Here is a 26,007-nt window from a genome sequence, read left to right on the forward strand (position 1 = left end):
TCACCCCTTGATCTTTTCCCACACGCCCGTTCGCATCGAACGGTAGCAGGCGTCAATTATGTGGTTGACGATGACGCCATCCTCGAAGGTTTCCAGCGGCGTCGTCCCCGCGGTGAAATGGTCGACAAAGTGGCGCATCTGTTGCGAAAAGCCATAGGCGCGGGTTTCCTCCGGCACCGGATAGACCCAGCCGGTCTCGGCATCGGCCTTCTCGACGAGATAACCCACCGGTTTCTCGATGAAGCCCCAGACCGGGCCGACCGAGGTGTCGGTGACGATGCGGCCGGCCGAGCCGACCAGTTCGTGGCGCAGCTGCATGCCGCCTTTCTCGATCCATGACGATTCTATGGTGGCGAGCTGGCCGCCGGCGAATTTCAACAGCGCGATCGCCGTGTCTTCCCCGGTTGTCTTATCACCGTGGACCAGCGTTGCGCCCCAGGCCATCACTTCGGTGATCTCATTGTCCTTGCCGAAGAAGTGACGGGCGCTCTCGACGGTGTGGCAGCCCATGTCGAGTAGGGCGCCGCCGCCGGCGAGCTCGGCGTTCCAGAAATGCGGCGCATGCGGGCCGGAATGCGCCTCGCGGGCGCGCATGGTCAAGAGATTGCCGATGCCGCCGGCCTGGATCATCTGGTGGGCCTTGGCGATGTTGGGGGAAAACACCGCGCATTCGGCATAGCCGTGCCAGATGCCGGCGCGCTGGACGATGTCGAGGATTTCCTGCGCTTCCTTGCCGGTGCGCGCCAGCGGCTTGGTGCAGATGACGGCCTTGCCGTGTTTTGCTGCGGTCCTGACGGCTTCGAGATGGATTTCGTTGGGCAGCGCGATCACCACCAATTCGACCTTCGGATCGGCGCACAGCGCGTCGATATCCCTATGCGCGGTGACCTTGGGACCCCATTTCTTGGCGAAGGCCGTGGCGCGCTCGAAGCTGCGCGACGAGCAGGCCACCAGCTCTGCATTGCGCACGTCGAGCAGCGAGTCGGCATACGTCTCTGCGATGAAGCCCGAGCCCAGAATTCCAACTCCAATCATACAGCCCTCCCAGATTTTTTGCCGTCAAATCCGATGCTGCCAGCCGGACAGCGACCTCTCGACGATAAAAGACAACACAATACCACTTGTCACAAGATGTATCAGTAGGTATGGTCCGAGGCAACAGTGCAAAATCGTGAATCCACACGAGGCACCATCTTGAGGGAGAGCAGGACAATGCGTTCCATACGTGTATCGATCCCGCTGGCGGCGACGCTTGGCGTGATGTTTTCAGGGGGTGTCGGCGCCGCGTTTGCCGACCCGGTCACCATCACTTTGAACAGCTGGCGCACCGAGGACATCGCGGTGTGGCAGGACACCATCCTGCCGGCCTTCGAGGCGAAACATCCCGATATCAAGGTCGAGTTCGCGCCGATCAACACCAATGAATACAATGCCGCCGTGCAGTCGCAGATCGAAGGCGGCGCCGGTGGCGATTTGATCACCTGCCGCCCGTTCGACGTGAACCGCGAATGGATCAAGCGCGGCTATTTCGAATCGCTGGAAGGCCTGCCGGGCCTGGAGAATTTCGACAAGACTTCCCGCGCCGCTTGGAGCGGCGCCGACGACAAGACCTACTGCCTGCCGGTCGCCGCCGTGCTCGCCGGCTTCTACTACAATGCCGACATCTTCAAGGAATTGGGCCTGAAGGTGCCGACCACGAGCGCCGAGTTCATCGACGTGCTGCAAGCGATCAAGAAGGACGGCCGCTACACGCCGCTGGCCTATGGTTCGGCCGAATCCTGGCAGCTCGCCTATAACGGCCTTTACTCCATCGGCCCCGCCTACTGGAAAGGCGAGGAGGGTCGGCTCGGCCTGATCGACGGCAAGAAGAAGCTGACCGATCCGGAATTCGTCGACGCCATTGCTGCTTTCGGAGCCTGGAAGCCGTTCCTGCCGTCGGGCCAGGAAAGCCTGAACTATGCCGACATGACGCAGCTGTTCACGCTGGGCAAAGCGGCCATCCTTCCCGATGGCTCATGGGACATCAACCAGGCGACCTCGACCGGCCTCAATGTCGGCGTGTTCGGGCCGCCGGTGCCGAAGGCCGGCGACAAGCGCTATCTCCAGGAAATGCCTGACATGGGCATCGGCATCAACGCCAAGAGCGCGCACAAGGACGCGGCAAAGACCTTCCTCGACTGGGTTGCCGGGCCTGAGTTCCAGGAGCTCTATGTCAACGCCGCGCCTGGCTTCTTTGCCATGAGTTCGAAGCCGGTGACCTACAAGAACAAGCTGGCGCAGGACTTCGCCGACCTGAAGAAGGGCGCCGAACTGACGCCGCGCCTGGCGCTGGATCGCCTGAGCGCCGGCACGCCGCCGCTCGACGACGAGACCTGGCGTCTGTTGCAGGTGATGTTCACCAAGTCCGATGTCACGCCGCAGCAGGTTGCGACCGAACTGCAGGCTGGCCTCGCTTCCTGGTACGGACCGCAGAAGAAGTAATCCGGCACTGCTTCGCGCATGCCTTGCCATGAGGCAGGGCATGCGCAAGCCTGACGACATGCCGGCGCATTGGTGCCGGCATGAAGATGAGGTTTGCTTTGATATCTCCCGCTGCCGCTTATCGAAACCTGCTGCTGTTCGTGCTGCCGGCGCTGGCCGTCTATCTGGTCTTTGCCGTGCTGCCGCTGGCGACCTCGATCGTCATGAGCTTCTTCCAGACCAGCGGTGCTTCGGGTGACGTCTTTGTCGGCTTCGCCAATTACGAGCGCCTGTTTACCCACCCGACCATCAGCGCCCGCTTCTGGAATGCGTTGCTCAACAACATGCAGTATTTCGCCATCCATCTGATCGTCGAAGTGCCGATGGGCCTGCTGCTAGCGGCACTGCTGACATCAGGCAAGCTGGCGCGGTCGGAAGGCATCTACCGCACGCTGCTGTTCATCCCGGCGACGCTGTCGGTGGTCATCGTCGGCTTCGTCTGGCGGCTGATCATCAATCCGCTCTGGGGTCTGGTCGGCTTCCCGCTGCTGGGCACGGAATCGACCGCGCTCACCACCATATCGCTGATGTCGGTCTGGCAATATTTCGGCATCCCGATGGTCTTCCTCTACAGCGCCCTGCTGGCGGTGCCCAACGAACTCGTGGAAGCCGCCAACATCGACGGCGCCGGCGGCTGGACGACCTTCTGGAAGATCAAGTTTCCGCTGATCGCGCCGCAATTCGGGCTGATCGCCATCCTCACCTACATCTGGACGTTCAACGGCTTCGACCTGGTGTTCGCGCTCAACGGCTCGGCACCCGGGCCGAACTACAGCACAGATATTCTCGGCACCTATTTCTACCGAACCTTCTTCGGCTCGAGCGGGCAGCTTGCCGATCTTGATCTGGGCGCGGCCGTCGCGACGGTCATCTTTCTCACGGTGTTGCTGGTCACCGCAGCCTATTTCTGGCTGATCCAGCGCCGCCTGAAATCCTATTCGGTCTAGGAGCTGAGATGAGCGCCCCAGACCTCACAATAGCAGCCGCCCGCCGCCGCCAGGACCGCGAACCGTGGACGGTCGAGCGCATCATTGTGCATGCACTGCTGATCGTCTTTGTGCTGCTCGCCATCGGGCCGGTGCTGATCGTCATCATCAATTCGCTGAAGACGACGCCAGCGATTTTTGGCGGGCCGTTCGACCTGCCGACGGCCAAGACCTTCAGCCTCGAAGGCTACAAGCGCGTCTTCACCCGCGGCAATTTCATCATCAACTATCGCAACAGCTTGATCGTCACCGTGACGACGATCGGGCTGACGGTGGTGCTGTCGACGCTCGCCGCCTTTGCGCTTGTCGAATACCGCGTGCGGCTGGCGTCGCTGCTCGGCGGCCTGTTCGTGCTCGGCATCATGTTGCCGATCCGGCTCGGCACCATTCCGCTCATCCAGATGATGCTCGCCTGGAAGCTGATGGACACGCTGGCGGCGCTCATCCTCGTCTACACCGCCATGAGCATCCCGATCGCGGTGACGCTGATGGTCACTTATTTCCGCACCGTGCCGACCGATCTCAAGGAAGCGGCACGCATGGATGGGGCGAGCGAGCTGCGTACCTTCTGGATCGTGCTGCCGCTGGTCAGGCCGGGCCTGGCCGCGGTTGCGGCACTCACCATGCTGCCGGTGTGGAACGACCTCTGGTTCCCGCTGATCCTGGCGCCAAGCCGGCAGAACCAGACGGTGACGCTCGGCGTGCAGCAATTCGTCGGCCAGTTCATGAACGACTATCCGGCGCTGCTTGCCGCGCTGACGCTTGGCGCGGTGCCGCTGGTGCTGCTGTTCACCCTGTTCTCGCGGCAATTCATCAGCGGCCTGAGCAAGGGCTACAGCAAGTGATTTTCCACGCACACCAACTTCGAACTGATGGAACATTGAGATGCAGATAGGCACTTACATCCGCCGGCAGCCCGCGACCCTCACGGGCCTGCCCGCGGCGATCGGCGCGGAGCTCGACGGTTTCGCGAGCCTGCGCCAGACGCCGGAGCGGATCGTGCTGCTTGGCACCGGCTCGTCGATGAATGCGCTACTGGCCGGCGCCGAGGCGCTGGAAGAGGGCACGGGCGCCTCGGTGATCGCCAAGGAGCCGGAGGCTTTCCTGCGCCTGCCGCCCAGGGCCTCAGGCCAGCGCACGCTGGTTCTGGCGGCGTCGCAGTCCGGCATGAGCATCACCACGATCGAAGCGGTGCGCCTGTCGGTGGAGCTTGGGTTCCCGACGCTCGTCATCACCGGTGAGGCCGGCAGCCTGATCACCGAGACCGGCGCCGAGATCATCGTCATGCCGATCGGTCCGGAGACGGTCGGTCCCAAGACCATGGGCTACACCGCCACCGTCATTTCGGTGCTGGCGGTCGCCGCGAAGCTCGCCAACAAGACGGTCGAACTGTCGGGATTGCTCGCGCAACTCGAGCAGACGGCGGAAACCGGTCTTGCCGCCGCGAAGGATCTGGTCACCCGCTTCGGCGTGCCCGACTACATTCTGGTCGCAGGCCAGGCGACGCATCTCGGTACCGCGCTCGAGGCATCGCTCAAGATCGCCGAGATCAGCGGGGTGCCGACCTCGGCCTTCGACACGGAAGAGGCCTTGCACGGCCATGTCTATGGCACGACCGACAAGAGCCTGGTTATCGCCATCGTGCAGACCGAGACCGAGGCCAAGGTCGCCGCCAATCTTGGCGAGGCGCTGGCCGAGCTCGGACCGCGCACGGTCGTCCTCAACCTCTCGGGACATCCGACGCGCTTTGACCTTGACGTCAGCTGGCCGACAGCGCCTGAGCAGCAATGGCTCGCCGGCTGCTGGGCGCCGATGCCGCTGCAATGGTATGGCTGCGAGTTGGCGATCTCGCGCGGCATCGATCCCGACAAGATGATCTACCCCAACCTCGGACGGCGGCTCAACGTGCGCATCCGCAAGGAGGCGTGATGGTGACCGCTGTTGGAATCGACATTGGCGGCAGCCTGGTCAAGCTCGGTGTCGTCGACGGTTCAGGCAAGGTGCTGGTGCGCGGCGCCGTGCCCGTGCATCGCGATATCGAGTTCGCGGAGCTCGTCCATCTGGTCACTGAGGCGACCGAAGCGCTGAGAAAGGCGTATCCCGATATCGCGGCTATCGGCATCGGTGTGCCCGGCACGCCCAATCCCGAGACCGGCATGCTCAACGGCCGCTGCCCGGCGATCCCGGCGCTGCTCAAGGGATCGCTGTCGAAGCTGTTCGCCATTCGCTTCGGCGTTCCGGCTGTTGTCCGCAACGATGCCGTCAGCGCAACCCATGGCGAAATGCGCCATGGCGCCGGGCGTCCGTTTTCTCGATTCGCATTGCTGACGCTCGGCACCGGCATTGGCGGCTCCGTGGTCATCGATCGCAAGGTCGTTGACGGCCCGGACGGGCTGCCGCCGCAGTTCGGCTGCATCTCGCTCGATCCGGCCCGCACCGACATCGCCGATCCCGTGCCCGGCATGGTCGAGAACCTGGCCAGCGCAAGGGCGTTGGTCAATCGCTATCGCCAGCTCAAGCCGGACACCGACGCCAAGGACGCCGAGACCGTCGTCGATCTCGCCAAGGAAGGTGACGCGATCGCACTGCAAGTGGTCGACGAGGTGGCGCGCTGGCTCGGGCAGATGATCGGCATCATGTCGAACATGCTCAACATCGAGGCGGCGATCATCGGCGGCGGCTTGTCGCTGGCCGGTCCCTTCTTCATCGATCGCATTGCGAGCAATGTTAGGGATTTCGTTCTGCTCAAGCCCGGCCGGCCGCCGGTCATCGTGGCGGCCGAACACGGCAACGATGCCGGCGTGATCGGCACGGCGGCACTGGCACTCGACATGTTCGCGCCCACGGCAAAGGAATAGCGCCATGGCTGATGTCGAACTGCGCAAGATTTCCAAGAGCTTTCAGAACCTGAAGGTCGTGCACGATATCGATCTCGAGATTGCCGAGGGCGAGTTCGTCGTCCTCGTCGGCCCGTCCGGCTGCGGCAAGTCGACGACGCTGCGCATGGTGGCTGGACTGGACCGGCCGAGCGGTGGCGAGATCCATATTGGCGGCAGGCTGGTCAACAACATCCAGGCTAGGGATCGCGACATCGCGATGGTCTTCCAGAGCTACGCGCTCTATCCTCAGATGACGGTGGCGCAGAACATGGCCTTCGGCCTGCGCATCCGCAAAGTGCCGGACGGGGAGGTGACACAACGCATCGCCCGTGTCGCCGACATGCTCGATCTCAGCGAGCTTTTGCAGCGCAAGCCTCACCAGCTGTCCGGCGGGCAACGCCAGCGCGTTGCCATGGGCCGCGCCATGGTGCGTCAACCAAAGGTGTTCCTGTTCGACGAGCCGCTCTCCAATCTCGACGCCAAGCTCAGGGGCAAGATGCGCGCCGAGATCAAGCGGCTGCACCAGATGGTCGCCACCACCACGGTCTACGTCACCCACGACCAGGTCGAAGCGATGACATTGGCCGACCGCGTCGTGGTGATGAACAAGGGGCGCATCGAGCAGATCGGGCCACCCAACGATCTCTACCATGAGCCGGCCAGCCGCTTCGTCGCCGGCTTCATCGGCAGCCCCGGCATGAATTTCTTCAAGTGCCGGCTGGAAGCGCGCGGCGACAGGCTGGCGGTGGTGCTTGGCGATGGCACCTCGCTCGCCGTTCCGGCGTCTCGCACCGCGCGCTATGCGGGCCATGTCGGGCGCGAGCTCGAATTCGGCCTGCGTCCCGAGCACATCACCGAACGGCGCGAGCGGCCTGACGTCGTCGACATCAAGGCAGGGGTAGAGGTGGTCGAGCCAATGGGCATGGAGACGCTGCTGCATGTGCTGATCGCCGGCGGCGAGGCAACGGCGCGCATCGATCCGGCGGCAACGCCGAAGCCCGGCGAGACGGCGACGTTGTCGCTTGCCATGGCGCATATGCATCTGCTCGATCCCGAAAGCGGCAAGGTGCTCTGAGCACCGCCGGCCTGTTGGAGCGAGCGGAAAAGGCCCTGGCGCTGGGATCGAAGGCGCCCGCCACACTTTTGCGTGTCGAAATGCAAAAACAATATATTATCCGTTGACAAATATAATTTTGGGGCGAATTTTTAGGTGCGGCGCCAGACGACCGTGATGGCCTTCCGGCCATCTCAAACGCAGTCCAGGAATGTGCCGGTCATGATCGACATCCACAGCGTGTCAAAATCCTTCGTGACCAGGGACGCCGATCCCGTCCATGCGCTGAACGACGTCAGTCTCGAAATCTACGACAATGAGTTCTTCACGCTGCTGGGACCATCGGGCTGCGGCAAGACAACCCTTTTGCGCCTGATCGCCGGCTTCGAGGCGCCGAGCTCCGGCGCCATCCGCATTGCCGGCAATGACGTCGCCGCGCTGCCGCCGCAGAAGCGGCCGGTCAACACCGTGTTCCAGAGCTACGCGCTGTTTCCGCATATGAGCGTCGCCGAGAATGTCGCGTTCGGGCTGGAAATGCAGAACGCGCCGAAAGCGCTGATCGACGAGCGCGTCAGGGAAGCGCTGGAAATGGTGCGACTCGAAGGCTTCGCCGCGCGGCGTCCGGCACAATTGTCCGGTGGCCAGCAGCAGCGTGTCGCGGTGGCGCGCGCGTTGGCGCCCAAGCCCAGCGTGCTTTTGCTCGACGAGCCGCTGTCGGCGCTCGACCTCAAGCTGCGCAAGGGCATGCAGAGCGAATTGAAACGGCTGCAGCGCGAGACCGGCATCACCTTCGTGCTGGTCACGCACGACCAGGAAGAGGCGCTCGCCATGTCCGACCGCATCGCGGTGATGCGCAGCGGCGACGTGCTGCAGGTCGGCACGCCGCGCGACATCTACGACAATCCGCAGGACCGTTTTGTTGCCGACTTCATCGGCGAGTCCAACCTGTTGCCCGGTGCTGCCCTCGGCCGCGACCCGGCCAAGACCATCGTCGTGCGGCCGGAACACATCGTGGTGTCGCCGGTGTCGGATGGCGCCAAGGGCCACGCCAGGGGTGCAGTCTCCGCCATCACATTCCTCGGCTCCGACACGCTCTACGAGGTCGTACTGGAGGAGGGGGCAAAACTGCATTCGCGCTCGCGCGGCGGAGCGGCGCTGTCGACCGGCGACAGGGTGATCGTCGACTGGGCCTGCGCCGTCGAACGCGAGCTGGCGAACTGAGATGGGCCCGAACCGCACCTGGCTCCTGATTGCGCCGGCCATGCTGGTCATCGGCATCTTCATGGTGCTGCCGCTGTTTCTGGCGGTCGGCTATTCCTTCATGACCGCCAATCCCTATGGCGGCGTCACAGCACCGGCGACCTTCGATGCCTATCTCCAGTTCCTCTACCAGCGCGACTTCGACGACAGCCTGGTGTTTTCGCCGAGCTACGCGCTGATCATCCTGCGCTCGATCTACCTCGCCGTCGCCACCACCTTCATCTGCCTCGTGCTCGGCCTGCCGGTTGCCTGGTACATCGTCTGCCAGACTCCGGAACGGCGGCGGATCCTTTTGTTCGCGGTCACGTTGCCGTTCTGGATCAACACGCTGATCCGCACCTATTGCTGGATCCTGATCCTGCGCGACGAAGGGCTGGCGAATGGGGCGCTGCGCCATGCCGGCATCATCTCCGATCCGCTGCCGCTGCTCTACAATGACGGGTCGATCCTGCTCGGCCTCGTCTACACCTTCCTGCCCTTCATGGTGCTGCCGATCTATTCGACGCTGGAGCGCATCGATGCTCGGCTGATCGAAGCCGCGCATGATCTCTACGCCAGCCGCGCCGCCGTCTTCCGCCGCATCGTCTGGCCCTTGGCGCGGCCCGGCGCGCTGGCCGGCGCCACGCTGGTCTTTGCGCCGGCGCTGGGCTCGTTCCTGGCGCCTGATCTGCTCGGCGGCGGCAAGAAGCTGCTCATCGGCAGCCTCATCCAGATGCAGTTCACCTCGTCGCGCAACTGGCCGTTCGGCGCAGCGCTCTCGACGGTTGTGACGGTTGTCGTGCTGACCGTCTTCGTCATCCGCTCGCGCCGGGTGCAGGAGGAACGGCGATGACCGGCGCCAAACCCTTCGACTGGCGACACACGCCCGGCCTGTCGGCCTACACCGCGCTGATCTTCCTGTTCTTTTACGCGCCGCTGTTGATCCTGGTGATCTACGCCTTCAATTCGAGCCGGCTGGTGACCGTCTGGGCCGGCTTCAGCTTCAAATGGTTCGTCGCTGTCGCCAACAATGGCGCGATCCGCGACGCCGCATACAACAGCATCATCATCGCCATCGTCGCCACCATCGCGTCGACGGCGATCGCCACGGCCGGAGCGATTGCATTGGAACGCGGCCGGCTGCGCTTCGGGCGAGGCGCGGCAACAGCGCTGATCGCGATGCCGCTGGTGGTGCCAGAGATCGTCGTGGCGATCACCACGCTGATCTTCTTTTCGGGGCTCGGCATGCATCATGGGCTCTTCAATCTGATGATCGCACACACCGTCTTCTGCATCCCGTTCGCGCTGCTGCCGATCCAGGCGCGGCTGCGCGACATGGGCGGCACGCTGGAGGAGGCTGGACGCGATCTCTATGCCGATGAATGGCGATTGTTCCGCCGTGTCACGCTGCCCTTGCTGCTGCCTGCGATCTCTGCCGGCGCCATCATGGCCTTCGTCGTCTCGCTCGACGATTTCCTGATCTCGATGATGGTGTCGAGCGCCGGCTCGACCACGCTGCCAGTCTACATCTACGGCATGATGCGGCTTGGCGTGACGCCCGAGGTCAACGCCATCTCCACCATCCTGCTTGCCGTTTCCATCGTCTTCGTCGCCGCGGCCCTGCTCGTCGGACGACGAAACAAGCTTGCCTAGAAATAAGAAAACCAGAGGAGAACGACCATGACCAAATGGAAAGAAGGATTTTCGTCACTAGCCCTGGCCGCCGCCATGCTTGGAGCTGTCAGCACCAGCGCGCTCGCCGATGCCGGCGAACTGCACATCTACAACTGGACCGATTACACGTCGGACGAAATGATCAAGAAGTTCGAGGCCGAGACCGGGATCAAGGTCACCATCGACACCTACGATTCCAACGAGACGGCGCTCGCCAAGCTGAGCTCGGGCGCCGCCGGCTATGACGTGATGATCATCAGCAACGATTTCGTGCCGATCTTCGTCAAGCAGAAGCTGTTCCAGGAGGTCGACGCGGGCGCGATGCCGAATTTCAAGAACGTCGATGCGAAGTGGCAGCACCGGTCCTGGGATCCGGATGCGAAATACACCGTGCCATGGGTCTGGGGCACCACCTCCTATTCCGTCGACACCGCTGTCTACAAGGGCCCGACCGATAGCCTAAAGCCGCTGTTCGATCCGCCGGCGGAACTCAAGGGCAAGGTCGGTATGTTCGGCTCGCCGACCGAGGTGATGTCGCTGGCGCTGGTCTATCTCGGCAAGGATCAGTGCAACAGCAATCCGGCTGACCTCAAGGAGCTCAATGCCTTGCTCGAGGCGCAGAAGCCCTTCGTGAAAGTCTACAATTCCGACGGCATCGTCGAGCGCCAGGTCGCCGGCGAGACGGTCATGCACGAGCAGTGGTCAGGCAAGGCGCTGGCGACACGCCAGCAGAAATCGACGGTCAAATATGTCTATCCCAAGGAAGGTGTTGTCGGCTGGATGGACAATGTCGCCGTGCCGACCAGCGCGCCGAATGTCGAGAACGCGAAGAAGTTTCTCAACTTCCTGATGGACCCGGAAAACATCGCGCTGCAGCAGAAATACACCGGCTACCAGAGCGCGATCGCCGGCTCGAACAAGTTCCTGGCGGCGGACATTGGCGGCTCGCCGGAATTCAACCCGCCGGCCGATCTGAAGATCTCGTTTGCGCCGTCCTGCGACGAGAAGGCGATCCGCGCCTATGACCGAATCTGGACCAATCTGCGCCAGTAGGCCGACAGCAAAACGCCGCCCTGCGAAGGGCGGCGTTTGTTCCTGTCCGAGGAGAGCGAATGAAACGCTACGCCCGCACCGTCGTCTTTGGCGCTGGAAGGTCGGAGGCCTCCGCCGCCAGCAGGATGTCGGTAGTGACAGCCAGATGCGCCGCCAGCAATTCGGCGGCCTTCTCGGCATTGCGGTCGAGCACGGCAGCGGCGAGGTCCTGATGTTCCTTGCTGATGTTGCGGGCCCTTGGCGCCAGCGAGACCGAGCGGCGGCGGTAGCGCTCGCTCTGGTCATAAAGCTGGTCGCGCAGGCGCAGCAGCCAGTGGCTGTCGCAGCCGGCGACCAGCGCCTTGTGGAAGGCCGCATGCGCGGTCGCCCATTCGTCGCTCGAATGCACCGGATCGTCCGGTGTATGTTCGGGCGTGCGCGACAGCCGGTGAAGTGCTGCGACCAGCTGCGATTCCCAGGCGACATCGCCGACCTCGATGGCGCGGCGGATGCACAAGGTCTCGATCTGGATGCGCGTCTTGGTGAGGTCGAGCAGATCCTCGGCCGAGATGGGTGCTGCACGAAAGCCGCGCTGCGGTTCGGCCACGACAAGGCCTTCCGAGGTCAGCCGCGACAGTGCCTCGCGGATGGCGCCGAGGCTGACGGACAGCCGGTCGCAGAGTTCCTGGACCTTGAGCCGGCTGCCCGGCGCGATCCGGCACGACAACAGGTCGGCGCGCAGATCCTCATACGCGCCCTGGGTGAGATTGATCGAGCCTTCCCTAGCCATTCGCTTGCCCGCGGCCGAATCCGTCCATTGAGGAGCCTTGATACATTATCTCAGCCAGAAATCAGAATCCAAAATAATATATTCTCTGTTGACAGATATATAATTTCTCAACAAAGTCCAGCCTTCACCAACGAGGATGTGGCCAGTGCGATTTGCAGCTTATAAATCGCCGCGGGGACCTGGGCTGGCGATCGCCTTGCCGGCAGGCGAGTTCCGCGGCGTCGACGCCAGCGATGCGATGTTTCCAGGATGGCTGGACGAACTGATCACCGAAGGCGGGCAAGCGCTCCACGCCGCCGGTGAGAAGCTGGCCTGCGGTCGCAAGATCGATGCGAAGACGGTCGAATGGCTGCCGCCGATCTCGAAGCCCGGAAAGATCGTCTGCGTCGGCCTCAACTATGTCGACCATTCGATCGAAAGCGGTTTTACGCCGCCGGCCTATCCGACCCTGTTTGCCCGCTTTTCGAGCAGCCTGATCGGGCATGGCGCGGCGATCCGCCGCCCGGAAGCCTCGATCCAGCTCGACTATGAAGGCGAGATGGTGGCCATCATCGGCAAGGCCGGCCGCCACATTCCCTTGGCCCAGGCGCTCAGCCATGTCGCCGGCTATTCCATCTTCAACGACGCCTCGATCCGCGACTTCCAGACCAAGTCGCCGCAATGGACCGTCGGCAAGAATTTCGACGGCACCGGCTCGTTCGGACCGATCTTCGTGACGGCGGATGAATTGCCGCCAGGCGGCAAGGGCCTGCGCATCCAGACGCGGCTCAACGGCGAAATCGTCCAGAACGCCTCGACCAACGATATGATCTTCGATGTCGCCTCGCTGATCTCGATCATCAGCGAAGCGATCACGCTGGAGCCCGGCGACATCCTCGTCACCGGCACGCCGGCCGGCGTCGGCATGGCGCGCAAGCCGCAGCTGTTCATGAAGCATGGCGATGTCTGCGAGATCGAACTCGAAGGCGTCGGTATCCTGTCCAATGTCGTGGCCGACGACGTCACCGCCGCCCGAGCCGTCAACCAATAACCCAAGCCAACTCCGAAAGGACGAAGTCATGACAAGAGTGATGTTTCGAAATGCCATGATCTGGGACGGCACGGGCGCCGATGCCTATCCGGCAGATCTGCTGGTCGACGATGGCCGCATCGTCACCATCGCGCGCACGCCCGGGCAATTGTCCGGCGAGGGCGCGACGACGGTCGAATGCCGCGGCATGACGCTGATGCCGGGCCTGGTCGAAGGCCATGCCCATATCTCCTTCGGCGGCGCGATCAAGGATTCTGATCTCGGCCTGATCCCGCCCGAGGAGCATCTGCTGCTCACCATGCGCAACGCCAAGACCTTGCTCGACCACGGTTTCACCAGCGCCTACAGCGCCGCGACCTCGAAGCTCAGGCTCGACATCGTCATCCGCAACGAGATCAATGCCGGCCGCCTGCCGGGCCCACGCATGCGCGCCGGCAGCCCGGAGATCACCGTCACCGGCGGTCTCGGTGACGAGCGCCAGCAGCATATGTATCACGAGAGCTTCGGCATGATCGCCGACGGCGTCGAGGAGATCACCAAGGCGGTGCGGCTCTGCTGCCGCGAAGGCGCCGACAACATCAAGATCAACATTTCGGGCGATGATCTCAGCCCCGCCGCGCATGGCGGCCTCACCGTCATGAGCGAGGCCGAAGTGATGACGGCGGTGTCGGTGGCGCGCGACTTCGGCAAGAAAATCAACTGCCATGCCCGCGCCGCCGGTTCGGTGAAGCGCGCGGTGAAGTGCGGCGTCGACGTCATCTACCACTGCGAATCCGCCGACGAGGAAGCGCTCGACGCACTGGAATCGGCGAAGGATCGCATCTTCGTCGGCCCGGCCATCGGCATCATCTACGGCACGCTTTACGAGGGCGAGCCCTTCGGCTTCACCCATGAGATGGCGGTGAAGTTCGGCATGCAGCGCATCCTCGACGACAGCCGCAAGGTCTACACCGAACTGCGCAAACGCGGCGTGCGCGCGCTGATCGGCGGCGACTACGGTTTCGCCCAGACACCGCAAGGTACCAACGCCCGCGACCTGAAACACTTCGTCGACCTCTTGGGATATTCGCCCAGCGAAGCCTTGCAATGCGGCACGCGGCTCGGCGGCCAGGTGATGGGCCTGGGCGACGAACTCGGCATGGTCAAGGAAGGCTTCATCGCCGACCTTCTGCTGGTCAATGGCGACCCGCTGAAGGACCTCGACATGATGGTGCATGAGAAGAACCTCATCGTCATCATGAAGGATGGCGAGCTCTACAAGGACCAGTCGGCGTCGGTCGCTTCGCAACGGCAAGCGGCATAGGCCAGAGTAAAATGCAGCCTGCGGTTCCAATCGATGTCGATGACGACAGCGGCATCTGGCGGACAGACGGGCTGCCGATGGTCTATTTGCCCAGGCACTTCCTGGTGAACAACCATCTCGCGGTCGAGGCAGCCCTCGGTCGCGATGCCTACCGCGCCATCCTGCACGCGGCGACGGCCAAATCCGCCGTCGAATGGTGCGCGGCGCAGGTGCGGGTCAAAGGCCTCGACCCCGAAGCGACCTTCCGTCACTATTTCCAGCGCCTGTCGCAACGCGGCTGGGGCCAGTTCTCGATCGACGTGCTGGATATCGCCGGCCGTCGCGGCAGCATCAGCCTGAAGAACTCGATCTTCGCCCTGGAAGCCGGCCAGCAGCGGGGTGAGCGCGTCTGCTACATGTTCGAAGGTTTCGTCACCGGTGCCTTCTCATTCCTGCTCGGCCTTGCGGACCCGACAGCAGTGGAATGCGAAGAGACCTACTGCGCCTGCGATGGCCGGCACGACCATTGCCGGTTCGATTTCGCGGCGTAAGCACGCCGGGTAATCAACAAGTTGATGGAAACTACGCCCGCCCGAGGCGTTCGTGTCAAAATCTATAACAATCACGAGACCGGGACGACGTAGTTGAGTGCTCGCCGGCCGCCGTCGATGAAGACAGTTTCGCCGGTCACATAAGCTGCGTCATCGCTCGCCAGGAAGGCGACCACCGATGCGACATCCTCTGGTTCGCCAAACCGACCAAGGGGCGTACGAGACAGAATTGTGCGCCTTGCTTCGTTGTCGGACAACACGTTGCTGCGGGTCATTTCGGTGAGGATCGTGCCGGGACCAACAGCGTTGACCCGGATCCCGAGAGGGGCAAGTTCAAGGGCCATTACCCTGGTGAGCTGCTCGACGCCACCTTTGGACACGTTGTAAACAGTGTACCCCGGCATCGCCATCACGCCGTTCACGGAAGACATGTGCACAATTGCCCCCGGCGTCCCCTGTGTCTTGATCTGTCGGGCCACCGCCTGACCGCAAAGAATCATGGAAACAAGATTGATCTGAAAGCCGGTAGCGAGATCCTCGTCCGTCAGTTCCAGAAATGGCTTTTTCTTCGCGACCCCAACGTTGGAGATTAGGACATCAACGCCTCCAAATGAGGCCACAGCCTCGGCGACCATCGCCTCGACTTCCTGCCGAGAAGTGACGTCAGTCCGCCGATAACTGAACCTTTCGCTTTCGCTCAGGACGCTCGACGCGGCACTCCCCTCCCATTTCTGAATGTCCGCTGCGAGAACCTGTGCGCCTTCGCTCAGCAGTCGCTGAGCACAGGCGAGACCAATGCCTTGGGCGCCTCCTGTGATGATCGCTCTTTTGTTCTTGTAGCGGGTCACGATCAATCTCCTAGGACTGCATCTTCGCTCGCAATGGAGATACATCGTACCAGAAAATTCGCGGAAGCAGCGGAGGCGGAGGCTGTCCTTTTGCCGGGCGTCCTGAACTCCCCTGGGCAGCCGATTGTACCCGAGCATAGAGTTTGTTGACACGATGGAACTCAGTGCCATTGCCACGAGTGGAACGACGGCCTTACAAACGCCTGACGACGAATTCTCAGGATAGGGCAGGGGCTACTATGAGTGGCTGGTTGCATACTCTTCCACTCGCTTGGATGGCTTTCGTCGTGTTCGGGGCCACCTATATCGTCGCGTTCATCTTGCACCAGGGCATCGCCGCTCTTTCTGTGGGCTCCACGGCGCGGTCATTCAAGGCGCTTTCGCCTGGCATGTTGCCGCCGCTCGGTATCATCTTTGGCTTGTTTGTGGCGTTCACCGCGGCTCAGGTCTGGAGCGACAACGATCACGCCAATGCGGCAGTCAATCGCGAGGCCAGTGCATTGCGGTCGGTCGTGGTTCTGGCGAGCAGCTTTCCCGGGGAGCCCGAGGCGCGCTTACGGTCGCTGGTGCGCCGCTATATCGAGGAAACGACGAGCCAGGAGTGGCCGCTGATGGCCGAGAGCGCGGCGACCCTCACCATAATCCCGCCGGCGCTTAACGAGGCGCTGCGGACGACGCTGGCTTTGACGCCAAGCAATCCCGGCCAGGAGATCGCGCAGCGCGAGATTACGAGGTCGCTTGAAGACGCCTTCGAGGCGCGTCGCCAACGGGTTCTCGTCAGCTCCGCACAAGTCAACCCCACGAAGTGGGCCTGCCTGATCCTGCAAGCCTTCTGTGCTCTTCTCGCGATCGCGGTCGTTCATAGTGATAACCGAATGGCATCGGCGATCGCTCTTGGAAGTTTTGCGACCGGCGTGGCGGCATCCGTTCTCTTGATTCTCGCCCACGATCGGCCCTTCACGGGAGAGATCGCGGTATCGCCGCAACCGTTGCTGCAAGTTATGCCGGAAGCCAAAGCGGGCGGCAGCGGATGATACAAGCAGGCGCGAAGCGGCCATGCCGCTGTCGCGTGTGAGACTCGGATATGGTGACAAGCAAAATAGCAGCCCCTACGACTCGTCCCTCTCATCGCGCAAGTTAGACACAACGCGGCGGTTCTGCGACCTGCAGGCGTTGTCGGGGCAATCGCGGACGAGCCTGTCCTTGCCGTAGCCCTTGGCCCACATGCGGTTGCGGTCTATGCCGCCGGCGGCGAGGTAGTCCATCACCGCATCGGCGCGCTGCTGCGACAGCGCTGTTTCGCTTGCGCCGGGATCGTCGGCGAAACCCTGCAGCTTGAGCAGCCAGCGCGGATACTTTGACAACCAGGCGATCTGGGTGTCGAGGGTGGTCTTGGCGACAGAATCGAGCGCGGCCGAACCTTTCGTGAAATAGGTGCGGCGGCCGACATTGAGGATAAAATCCTCCTCGCTGCCCGGCTGCACGTTCTGGAAGCCGGCAATCTCGGCGTTGGTGACGTCGGGCGTGGGCGGGGTCAGCGTGTTGCTGGTCGAGCAGGATGCGGTCAGCACCAGCAGGCTGGCTGCGAGCAGCCGGCGCGTGTTTTCAATCATGCGGTTCATGATGCGCCCAATCATTCGACAGTGGTGGAAGGGGGCGCCTGGTCGGCGATGTGCGGCAGGACCTCCACCGCGGTGCCGATCGGGCACCGCTGGTAGAGGTCGATGATGTCTTCCGGGAACATGCGGATGCAGCCACTGGAAGCGTCGGTGCCGATGCTCCATGGCTCCAGTGTGCCATGCAGGCGGTAGCCTATGTCGGCGCCGTCGCGGTAAAGATAGAGCGCGCGCGGCCCGAGCGGATTATTGGGCGCGCCGCCTTCGATCATGGCCGGTAGCTCCGGCCTGCGCTTGCGCATTTCGGGGGGCGGGACCCATTGCGGCCACAGCGCGCGGCGGTCGATCGTCGCGCGGCCGTACCATTTGAAGCCTTCCTTGCCGACGCCGACGCCGTAGCGGATGGCGGTCTTGTTTTCCATGATGAGGTAGAGGAAGTGGTGACGGGTATCGACCACGACCGTGCCGACCGACTCGCTGCTGAAATACTTGACGATCTGGCGATGCCATCGCTTGTCGATCTTGGCGAAGTTGGTCTTGCGATAGACAAAATCGTTGTCGCTGGCGGTACCGGCGAAAAAGGATTTTGACGCCGCGGCTTGAGCAATATTGCCGGTTGCACCGACCGCGACCAGCGCCAGGCCGCCGAGCACGACATCCCTGCGTGATAAAACCATCGGCAATCCCCCATGCCTTAAGCCTGACGGACCATAGTTGAGAATTATTTCGCCTCAAAGTGGAAAATGCTGCAGTTAGCCGCGATCTGACGGTCAGCTTCCAGGCTGAAGTCATCAGCAAGCGGACGCTCCGCTGGCGACCTCGTTGCGGACCTAAACAGCACAAACAATCTCTATTGTTGGGTGGCTCAATGCCTACAAGACGTAGGAGACATTGCCCGCCACGAATGGCGAACCTCCGCAATCACCGAAACCGGAGTACCGCCCTACGCCAGTAAACAAATCTCCTTCAACGACGGTCTGGCCGTGTGCGGCGCTACCGAGCTATATCTCTTCTCTTCCGACAGTTGGGCCTCCACCGCCGGAGTATCGGCCCCTTTGTCAGGGGCACAGCAGCTTAACTGGCATCCCATCCTTCAAGAGATAGGCTTCCCTGCATTGCTTACTATTTACCTGTACTTCGCGTGAGCCTACGTCAAACGTGTGAAAGAACTCTGCGAACGAGGTATGACCATCACCGTTCCAATCCATATCTTGCCACGAAAATCCTTTCCCGAATGTCTGATCGGCAACGATCGCCAAAGGAATTGCAGCAATGATGGCGAGAATGAGGATTCCTCGTTTTTGCAGAGCCTCCCTCCCCTAGTTTCCCCCCTTGTCATAACGCCGTCTACGACGCGACACACTCCAGCCACTCAAGCTGCCACCCAGAACCGAGAGGAAGAGTGGCACTAAGACCAATAGGGCAAACTGTTCGGATGGGGACGATGTCGTCGAAACTTGAGGGGCGTCCGGTAGGTAATGAACCGTCACCGGTTGCCCGACATCCAGACGACAACCTTGATCCACTCCTTCGTAGCGAACCGATTCAACGCGATATTCGAAATAGCAGGCGCTATGATTCTCCGGTTCAACGTGCCTTATGACGCGAGTCCGCGGAGGTCATCCGCAGAATTAGCATTTGTGATGCCGAAAGAAAGTCCAGCTCCAGCATAGGCGCCACCTATCTCTCCACCACCACATACGCTGGAGAGACCGCCGTTACCGATCTGGGGCGGATTAGAGCCCAATGCTCCAATCACGCCTCCCGCAGTTGCACGAAACCAAAGCTGCACTAATATCGAATGGACTGGACCAACTCACCTTAGATGTATCGATCAGCAGGGCGGCATCGAATGATGCTTGCCCGCCGACTTGACCAAAGACGTTCGACAGTCCGGCCTCCGCGATGCCACCGCAGGGGCGGGCGTCGTTGAGCACCACTATGGTATCGGGTTACTGCGACTGCACTTTCAGCATCTTGCCGACGAAGTAAAGCAACGTGGTCCCGATCACGTACAGCACGAACACAATGCCGGTCACGCGAAGCACGGATAGTAAGTAATCAGTCGAAAATTCAATGTCTCGTAACAACCCACGGAACCCGATGGCCCCGACCGCGTGCAAGGCAACGGTATACCCCAGGGCAAGCAATGCCGGAAGCAGGATTATCACCATCGGTGTTTTCGCCTGCTTGACACTGTGCCACAGCAGCAATGCCACGCTGGCCAACGTCAACGCAATCACGACCGGCTTGCCTACCGTAGCAATACTTGTACGCGAAATCAGAATGAACGCTACCAGTCCCATCCCTTGAAGAGCCATGCCCACCACGCAGAAACGACCAGGCTTCATTTTCTCGCCCTTGCTCATTTCATCACAGTCACGGGCACAGGCGATGTGTTCTTCTCCAACTGGTCGAACAAGTCGTTCTGATTCGGTCCCTCAACCTTGAGGCAACCTTCGGAACCGTGCCGAATGCGGCCACCATGGATAAAGAACCCATCTCGCCCATATGTGTACGTGCTTGGGTCAGGGTGGAGAGGCACGCGGTAATCACCCCAATCCCGTGGGTCAATGTATTTTCGGAAGAAGCCTGCCGGGTTGATCTCGGAGGGATCGACCGTGTAACTGCCTGGCGGTGTTGGTCCCACACCAGCCTGTGTGTAGTCGGTACTACCATGCATGCCCGAGGTATACGGATCCGATCCCGCGATAGAACCGTCGTCGTGGTAGAGATGCAGTGTGCCGTGACCGGCAATAATGAAGTTCAGGCCAAGAGGGTCAATGCGAGTTATCGGGTTTCCACCAACATATGCATATGTGTTTATCGCAGACGCGGGTCCGCCGGATTTCGAAATGTCAGCTTGAACGCTTCAATTGCTCCCACTCCGGAGTCGGCCCCAATTCGGCCGCTTCACTTAGATCCACGATAGATGCCGTATATAATTACAGCAGCCATACCGTAGGCTAACAGGCCAATTAGGCGGACACTCACTACATACATGCTAGATTGAACATATGCTCTTAAGGCAGCGCTTTTTGCCGTAGGACCGATTCCAATCACTTTCAACGCAAGTGATTGGATGCTTCTAGGAGAAAAGAAGCACCAGCTTCCTATTAGGAAGAGCGCGGCTGCAAATGCGACCATGGGCACAAACTTCACGAGTTACCACCCAAAACCAACGTTTCCGAATTGGAACGAATAGTTGTAACTAACTCCTACCTGCGGACTCATAATTCCTACGCCTGTTGCCCATCCTGCTCCTGGCGTGTAAGACTGAGACACTCCCCCAATGAACCCAGCCGAGCCGCTGAATCCATTAGCGGAGAGAAAATTCGCGAGCTGACACTGCGACGGTGTGCCACTTTGATCGAGCCAATTCGCAGTGAGCCCTCCAGAAAGAACTGTTGCTGACTTACCGACTCCTGCGCCAATGGGGCTCACAAAGAAGTCGCCATATCGATCAACGCTAACTGTGCCTGACCATCCAACCAGCGTTCCGGTAAAGGGGGTTGGAATGGCAATGTTTATATTCCCGCCGAAGTAGTCTGGAAGACGCCACAATCCAAGGGGATCGATTGAACCGACCGGATTTGCGCCGACATATGCATACAGATTGGCACCGCCGTAGAGACCGACTGGGTCTGGCTCGATGTAGCGACCGGTGGCCGGATCGTAGTCGCGGAAGTAGTTGTAGTAAAGACCGCTGGTCGGGTCCTCCTGCTGGCCGGGGAAGCGTTGCGGATTGGCACTGGTGACGCCGACAGGCTGAGAGACGGTGTTGCCGAAGATGCCGGCGACACGCTGCCAGGCGACGGCCGCGGGAGACCCGTACAGCATCTTCTGCGGCTGGGACACCGGGTCGTTCAGGATGTAGAAGACATCGCCGGCGAGGTTCTCGATGGCGAATGGCTTGCCCTCCAGATAGATGTAGTTCCTCATAAGCACGCCGAGCGGGGTGTATTCGGCGAGCAGCAGGCCATCCTGGCCGAAGATGAAGATGCCGCCTCCGCCGCTGACGGTCGAGGTCTGGCGCTGGCCGAAGGCGTTGTACTTCAGCGTGACACCCGCCACCGTCGCCAGCCGACCGTCATCGTTGTATGTGTATGCCTGCTGCGTGGTGTTGCCGAGCTTGCGCGTAAGCAGCGCGCCGTTGGCGTCGTAGGCGTATTTGAGTATCGTCGATCCCGTCACCGCCTGGGCGAGCTGGGTGTTGGTGCTCGTGTAGGTGTAGGTGGTCAAGGTCGCTCCCCCGTTGACCAGCGAACGCGTCAGCCGGTTGCCGGCGGCATCATAGGTATAGCTGTCGTTGCCATAGGTACCCACCCCGTTCGTGACCCGCCCGACCAGATCATACTGGAAGGTTTGCGTCAGGCTGGGAAGTCTCCCCATCGGTGAGGCTGGCGATGTGGCTGGCCGCATCGTAGCCGATGGTGAGATCCTGAGCGGCCCCGGCCTGAATCCGGCTCAACCGGTAATCTTGGTCGTAGCTGTAGATCATCTGCACGCCGTTGCCCTGCGCCAGGGCGTTCATCGAGCCGAACGGCAGGTATTGCCCTCCCGAGGCAAGCGTCACCGTCGAAGCCGTGGCGTTCAGCTTGCTCGTGATGCCAACGACGCGGCCTTGCGCATCGCGCTGGTAGCTAATGACCAGTCCGGACGGATAGGTGATCTGGGCGAGGTTCTTATCCAGGTCGTAGCCATATCCGGTGGCATACTGCACAGAGGAGATTGTCCGATTTTCGCTGACCACATTGCCGTGTATACTTTCAGATTTTCTTTTTGTTTGACGCAAAAAGCACTCCGCCCGAGATGGCGAAGGCGAACGCTGCGAAATACAGCCACGTCAATTCCGATTGCTCACACTCGGTTAGATAAACGACAGTACCGTGATTGTTGATTGGGTAAGTCCTTCCCAATTCAGGTCGAGGATCGCGCGGCAGCACATTGCTGTAATAAACTATCAATCCGGCATGAAATGCAAAGGAACCCAATCCCAACGCAATCAAGAGCACCGCAGCAAACCGTTTCACCAGATATGCCCAATGGGGGTAACGTTGGTCGTCGTAACTGTGTCCGCTCCGCCCTCGCCCAACCCAGCCCCAAGCGTAATCCCCGCTCCGGCTATGGATCGACCGTTAGCTCCTTTCCCAAAAAAACCATCGCCCGACGCATGCGGTCCCCAACCTCCTCCAAGGCTAACGTCGTTGAAGGGACCGTTCAAGTCGTCAATTGAGCATGCGTTGGGCGAGTAGGCAACTGATACTCCTCCTGAAACATCTGCCCCCACCCCAAGTCCTCCGCCAGCAGCGTAGTAAGTACCGAGCGCGCCTGTACCATCAATCGCAAGCCCAGCCGAGAATTGTACAACTACGGGGCCGAATTGGAAATTCAACGCAAGACCCAGCTGTCCGGTCCAAAGACCAAGAGGATCAATTAGGCTAACCGGGTTGCCTAAAGCATATGCATACAGATTGATACCGCCGTTGAGCCCGATCGGATCTGGCTCGATGTAGCGGCCGGTGGCTGGGTCGTAGTCGCGGAAGTAGTTGTAGTAGAGCCCGCTGGTCGGGTCCTCCTGCTGGCCGGGGAAGCGTTGCGGATTGGCACTGGTGGCGCCGACCGGCTGAGAGACGGTGTTGCCGAAGATGCCGGCGACACGCTGCCAGGCGACGGCCGCGGGAGACCCGTACAGCATCTTCTGCGGCTGGGACACCGGGTCGTTCAGGATGTAGAAGACATCGCCGGCCAGGTTCTCGATGGCGAACGGCTTGCCCTCCAGATAGATGTAGTTCCTCATGAGCACGCCGAGCGGGGTGTATTCGGCGAGCAGCAGGCCATCCCGGCCGAAGATGAAGATGCCGCCTCCGCCGCTGACGGTCGAGGTCTGGCGCTGGCCGAAGGCGTTGTACTTCAGCGTGACACTCAGGGCGCCCAGTCGCGCCCGCGGCGAAGCCATTGACGGCGGACAGGTGGAGGGCAAGCCGGCATCGGAGCTGCCCCCGCGACTAAAATCTCAATACCCAGGCTTCCACTTTTCCCTTGCCTTTGACTTCGATAGCGCCGCGCGACTCGAAGACGAATTGGTCCTTGAGCTGTTCGTAGACGGGGCGCGTCACCTGAACAGAGTCGGGAATTCCGCCAGACTCCATGCGGCTCGCCAGGTTCACTGTGTCACCCCATAAATCATAGATGTACTTACTCTTCCCAATGACGCCGGCGACCACTGGCCCGCTGTTGACGCCAACCCTGAGCTTCATCGAGACGTTGTGTTCCATCGCGTGCTCGCGGGTAATGTGGACCATGCGGATGGCCATGCGGACCATGCGCTCGGCGTGGTTGGCCACCGGCACGGGTAGGCCGCACACCGCCATATAGGCGTCGCCCACCGTCTTGATCTTCTCGATGCCGAGATCATTGGCGGCAACGTCGAAGCGCGTGAAGAGGCCATTGAGAAACATCACGACATCGTGCGGCGGCATTTCCGATGTCAATGCGGTGAACCCGACCAGGTCTGCGAAGGCGACTGTGACCTCGGCGAAGCCGTCGGCGATCCTCTCCTCGCCAGCGCGCAGCCGATTGGCGATCGGTGCCGGCAGGACGTTGAGCAGCAGCTGCTCGTTCTCGCGGTTCTTGGTCTCGATCACGACATTCTTCTGGTGCAAATCCTCAACCATGCCATTGAAGGCCGAGCAGAGCTCGCCAATCTCGTCGCGCGTGCGGACCGGCACGCTGGTCGCATAGTCGCCAGCAGAGAAGCGTTTCACCCCGGCAGTGAGATCGCGGAGCGGTCCGAGCAGCGCGCGCGAAAGCCAGGCGGCGGTGGCGGCGACCACGAGCAGCGCCAGTCCTCCGACGAGCAACAGATCCCGGCGGAGTTGGGCGATCGGTGCGAAGGCTTCGGCGCTGTCGATCTTGGCGACGAGAGCCCACTTGACATCGGAAATCGCGAGCGGTCCCCATGAAGCGAGCGTCGGGACGCCACGGTATCCGATGACCTCGCCCGTGCCCTCGACACCGGCGAGCGCGGCACGGGAGGCCTTGGTGTCGACGCGCTGATGCAGCACTGGTGTCCCGTAACGCTGAATGACGGCGATCTCCTCGTCCGAAGCGCCGACGGATTTGAGCTCGGCGAAGAAGTTATCGCGGTTCTCGTAGAACGCCCGCGGGCCAGAGCGCACCAGATAATCGGGTCCGACGAGATAGGCCTCACCCGTGTCGCCGAACCCTTCCTGCCGCCAGCGGCGGTTACCGGTGACGACGTTGTCGATCTCATCATTCGACAATTGTGCGACCAGCACGCCGATGACGACGCCCTGGGCAATCACCGGTGCTGCCATGAAGGCGATCGGTGCGCCGCCTGATGGCGCATAAGAGGCGAAATCTTCCAGGCAGATGGCTGACGGGTCTGCGATCTGCGAGCAGCGGGCGACTGCGGCTGCGACGTTGGTGCTGCGGTAGGGACCCAACTGAAGAGACGTGGTGAAATCCACCTCCTTCTCGACCGTATAGATCAGGCGACCTGATTTGGGATCGGCAATCATGAGATCGAAAAAGCCGACCGTGGTAGCCGCAGCGCGCATCAATGGATGATATATGGCATGCAGCCTGGAGTATTCGCTTCCGTCGCCGGCGTCGTCGAGAAGCTTGCGCCGCTCCGCCGGATTGGGATTTTCCACAATGTAGTGATCCTGCAGATAGTAGGGGGCACCATCGACCGGAAGGTAGTCCGACAGGGCCGGTTCCCTGCCAAGGGTGCGCGTCATTCCGGGGATGAAGTTCTCAGCGTACCAATCGCCGACCTTTTGCCGCAGTTCAGGCGGAGCGCCTGCCCGGTCGAGTTGGTCGACCGCGGTCCGGAACTCGCGTGTCGCATCGACCACCATCTTGGAAGTGGCAAGCAGGCGCAGTTCCGCCTGGATCGTGCGGAAGTAGGTTTCGACCTGCCGCGTCTTGGTCTGACGGGCGGCCGTGAGTTGGTCGAAGACTGCTTTTTCGAGGGCGTCGCGGGCGCGGAAGTAACCGAGCGTCCCGGTCACCAGGACCGCGATCGCGCCAAGAAGGACGAGGGTTGTAAACAGCTTTGCGGCCAAACCCCAGCCCGCGGGGCTGGATGAGCCGGTCACATCTAGAGAAGACATGAGGTCTTACTTTGCGTTTGCATCAGGTCTTCGGAAACAGAAGCGTCGGCGTCGCGTCGGACGGCAAGCCAGGATTGTGTTTCATCTGTTACCCCTCCCTCGCATATGCATACCAAATTTACGGCGAGACGTGTGCGGGAATGTGTTGTCGCTTTGCCCGTGGGACCGCACGGCGGAAGCGTCGCGGTCTGACCCGGCTCGGATTGGCGGAATCGAAGTCGAAATCGCTGGGCGGCTAACGGCACTCTTGGGTGAGGGTAGCTTCCCCACGGCATCAAAGGAGTGGGGGGAATGGTGGTAGCGGGAGAGCGCTACATCATTGGACCCACTATTGAGAGAGCGCTCTTTTTGCTATCGGAGGCATG

26 protein-coding genes are annotated in these 26,007 nt (G+C 61.5%); 14 read left to right on the forward strand and 12 right to left on the reverse strand.

Annotated features, from left to right (window positions below; all coding sequences use genetic code 11):
• The gene (locus AC1D1B_RS12950; RefSeq protein ID WP_477332678.1) at positions 1-1,035 is read right to left on the reverse strand and encodes a Gfo/Idh/MocA family protein; all 1,035 of its coding nucleotides are present in this window, start codon (positions 1,033-1,035) and stop codon (positions 1-3) included.
• Between the two features lie 177 nt (positions 1,036-1,212).
• Here AC1D1B_RS12950 and AC1D1B_RS12955 point away from each other — a divergent pair, with 177 nt between their 5' ends.
• The 10 genes from AC1D1B_RS12955 to AC1D1B_RS13000 all read left to right on the forward strand — a co-directional run bounded on the left by AC1D1B_RS12955 (position 1,213) and on the right by AC1D1B_RS13000 (position 11,405).
• A complete protein-coding gene (locus AC1D1B_RS12955) occupies positions 1,213-2,481 on the forward strand; it encodes an ABC transporter substrate-binding protein (protein ID WP_477332680.1) in 1,269 nt (422 codons plus the stop codon).
• A gap of 98 nt (positions 2,482-2,579) precedes the next feature.
• On the forward strand, positions 2,580-3,467 hold the full coding sequence (locus tag AC1D1B_RS12960) for a carbohydrate ABC transporter permease (RefSeq protein ID WP_477332682.1): 888 nt from the start codon (positions 2,580-2,582) through the stop codon (positions 3,465-3,467).
• 8 nt (positions 3,468-3,475) lie between these two features.
• Positions 3,476-4,351, forward strand: coding sequence for a carbohydrate ABC transporter permease (locus AC1D1B_RS12965; protein WP_477332684.1), 876 nt, complete (start codon positions 3,476-3,478; stop codon positions 4,349-4,351).
• 40 nt (positions 4,352-4,391) lie between these two features.
• Complete coding sequence (locus AC1D1B_RS12970) at positions 4,392-5,435, forward strand: SIS domain-containing protein (protein ID WP_477332686.1); 1,044 nt, start codon at positions 4,392-4,394, stop codon at positions 5,433-5,435.
• Positions 5,436-5,437: 2 nt separating this feature from the next.
• Positions 5,438-6,364, forward strand: coding sequence for an ROK family protein (locus AC1D1B_RS12975; protein ID WP_477332688.1), 927 nt, complete (start codon positions 5,438-5,440; stop codon positions 6,362-6,364).
• A 4-nt stretch (positions 6,365-6,368) separates the two neighbouring features.
• Positions 6,369-7,460, forward strand: coding sequence for an ABC transporter ATP-binding protein (locus tag AC1D1B_RS12980; protein ID WP_477332690.1), 1,092 nt, complete (start codon positions 6,369-6,371; stop codon positions 7,458-7,460).
• Between the two features lie 201 nt (positions 7,461-7,661).
• Positions 7,662-8,660: an ABC transporter ATP-binding protein gene (locus AC1D1B_RS12985; protein WP_477332692.1), complete on the forward strand. Its 999-nt coding sequence runs from the start codon at positions 7,662-7,664 to the stop codon at positions 8,658-8,660.
• Position 8,661: 1 nt separating this feature from the next.
• On the forward strand, positions 8,662-9,531 hold the full coding sequence (locus AC1D1B_RS12990) for an ABC transporter permease (RefSeq protein ID WP_477332694.1): 870 nt from the start codon (positions 8,662-8,664) through the stop codon (positions 9,529-9,531).
• Positions 9,528-10,331, forward strand: a complete 804-nt coding sequence (locus AC1D1B_RS12995; protein ID WP_477332696.1) for an ABC transporter permease — start codon at positions 9,528-9,530, stop codon at positions 10,329-10,331. Before AC1D1B_RS12990 ends, AC1D1B_RS12995 begins: the two co-directional genes overlap by 4 nt.
• A gap of 27 nt (positions 10,332-10,358) precedes the next feature.
• Positions 10,359-11,405: an extracellular solute-binding protein gene (locus tag AC1D1B_RS13000; RefSeq protein WP_477332699.1), complete on the forward strand. Its 1,047-nt coding sequence runs from the start codon at positions 10,359-10,361 to the stop codon at positions 11,403-11,405.
• A 67-nt stretch (positions 11,406-11,472) separates the two neighbouring features.
• On the opposite strand, the gene AC1D1B_RS13005 is transcribed toward AC1D1B_RS13000, so the two are convergent.
• Positions 11,473-12,174, reverse strand: coding sequence for a GntR family transcriptional regulator (locus AC1D1B_RS13005; protein ID WP_477332701.1), 702 nt, complete (start codon positions 12,172-12,174; stop codon positions 11,473-11,475).
• Positions 12,175-12,319: 145 nt separating this feature from the next.
• Between AC1D1B_RS13005 and AC1D1B_RS13010 the strand changes: the two genes are divergently transcribed.
• The 3 genes from AC1D1B_RS13010 to AC1D1B_RS13020 are packed head-to-tail and all read left to right on the forward strand — an operon-like array spanning position 12,320 to position 15,037.
• Positions 12,320-13,204, forward strand: a complete 885-nt coding sequence (locus tag AC1D1B_RS13010) for a fumarylacetoacetate hydrolase family protein (protein ID WP_477332703.1) — start codon at positions 12,320-12,322, stop codon at positions 13,202-13,204.
• Positions 13,205-13,232: 28 nt separating this feature from the next.
• Positions 13,233-14,507 (forward strand): metal-dependent hydrolase family protein, encoded by a 1,275-nt coding sequence (locus AC1D1B_RS13015; RefSeq protein ID WP_477332705.1) that lies wholly within the window; start codon positions 13,233-13,235, stop codon positions 14,505-14,507.
• 11 nt (positions 14,508-14,518) lie between these two features.
• A complete protein-coding gene (locus AC1D1B_RS13020) occupies positions 14,519-15,037 on the forward strand; it encodes a DUF5943 domain-containing protein (RefSeq protein ID WP_477332707.1) in 519 nt (172 codons plus the stop codon).
• A 71-nt stretch (positions 15,038-15,108) separates the two neighbouring features.
• On the opposite strand, the gene AC1D1B_RS13025 is transcribed toward AC1D1B_RS13020, so the two are convergent.
• Positions 15,109-15,885 carry an SDR family NAD(P)-dependent oxidoreductase gene (locus tag AC1D1B_RS13025; protein WP_477332709.1) on the reverse strand — a complete coding sequence of 259 codons (777 nt, stop codon included), beginning with the start codon at positions 15,883-15,885 and terminating at the stop codon, positions 15,109-15,111.
• Between the two features lie 275 nt (positions 15,886-16,160).
• On the opposite strand from AC1D1B_RS13025, the gene AC1D1B_RS13030 reads away from it, so the two are divergent.
• Positions 16,161-16,919, forward strand: coding sequence for a bestrophin-like domain (locus tag AC1D1B_RS13030; protein WP_477332711.1), 759 nt, complete (start codon positions 16,161-16,163; stop codon positions 16,917-16,919).
• A gap of 75 nt (positions 16,920-16,994) precedes the next feature.
• Here AC1D1B_RS13030 and AC1D1B_RS13035 read toward each other — a convergent pair whose 3' ends face one another.
• The 9 genes from AC1D1B_RS13035 to AC1D1B_RS13075 form a co-directional block, all read right to left on the reverse strand.
• Complete coding sequence (locus tag AC1D1B_RS13035) at positions 16,995-17,507, reverse strand: OmpA family protein (protein WP_477332713.1); 513 nt, start codon at positions 17,505-17,507, stop codon at positions 16,995-16,997.
• A gap of 11 nt (positions 17,508-17,518) precedes the next feature.
• Entirely contained in the window at positions 17,519-18,178 is a 660-nt protein-coding gene (locus AC1D1B_RS13040; RefSeq protein ID WP_477332714.1) for a L,D-transpeptidase, read from the reverse strand.
• 1,275 nt (positions 18,179-19,453) lie between these two features.
• The gene (locus AC1D1B_RS13045) at positions 19,454-19,870 is read right to left on the reverse strand and encodes a hypothetical protein (protein ID WP_477332716.1); all 417 of its coding nucleotides are present in this window, start codon (positions 19,868-19,870) and stop codon (positions 19,454-19,456) included.
• Complete coding sequence (locus tag AC1D1B_RS13050) at positions 19,867-20,358, reverse strand: L,D-transpeptidase (protein ID WP_477333307.1); 492 nt, start codon at positions 20,356-20,358, stop codon at positions 19,867-19,869. Before AC1D1B_RS13050 ends, AC1D1B_RS13045 begins: the two co-directional genes overlap by 4 nt.
• Positions 20,359-20,666: 308 nt before the next feature.
• Positions 20,667-21,893, reverse strand: coding sequence for an RHS repeat-associated core domain-containing protein (locus AC1D1B_RS13055; RefSeq protein ID WP_477332718.1), 1,227 nt, complete (start codon positions 21,891-21,893; stop codon positions 20,667-20,669).
• Positions 21,853-22,224, reverse strand: a complete 372-nt coding sequence (locus AC1D1B_RS13060) for an RHS repeat domain-containing protein (RefSeq protein ID WP_477332720.1) — start codon at positions 22,222-22,224, stop codon at positions 21,853-21,855. Before AC1D1B_RS13060 ends, AC1D1B_RS13055 begins: the two co-directional genes overlap by 41 nt.
• A gap of 46 nt (positions 22,225-22,270) precedes the next feature.
• Positions 22,271-22,534: a hypothetical protein gene (locus AC1D1B_RS13065; RefSeq protein ID WP_477332722.1), complete on the reverse strand. Its 264-nt coding sequence runs from the start codon at positions 22,532-22,534 to the stop codon at positions 22,271-22,273.
• Complete coding sequence (locus AC1D1B_RS13070) at positions 22,531-23,460, reverse strand: RHS repeat-associated core domain-containing protein (RefSeq protein WP_477332724.1); 930 nt, start codon at positions 23,458-23,460, stop codon at positions 22,531-22,533. The genes AC1D1B_RS13065 and AC1D1B_RS13070 overlap by 4 nt, the downstream gene beginning before the upstream one ends.
• 49 nt (positions 23,461-23,509) lie before the next feature.
• Positions 23,510-25,642: an adenylate/guanylate cyclase domain-containing protein gene (locus AC1D1B_RS13075; RefSeq protein ID WP_477332726.1), complete on the reverse strand. Its 2,133-nt coding sequence runs from the start codon at positions 25,640-25,642 to the stop codon at positions 23,510-23,512.
• Between the last annotated feature and the right edge of the window lie 365 nt (positions 25,643-26,007).

The sequence above is a fragment of the Mesorhizobium sp. P2_C5_2 genome, from assembly GCF_056404535.1.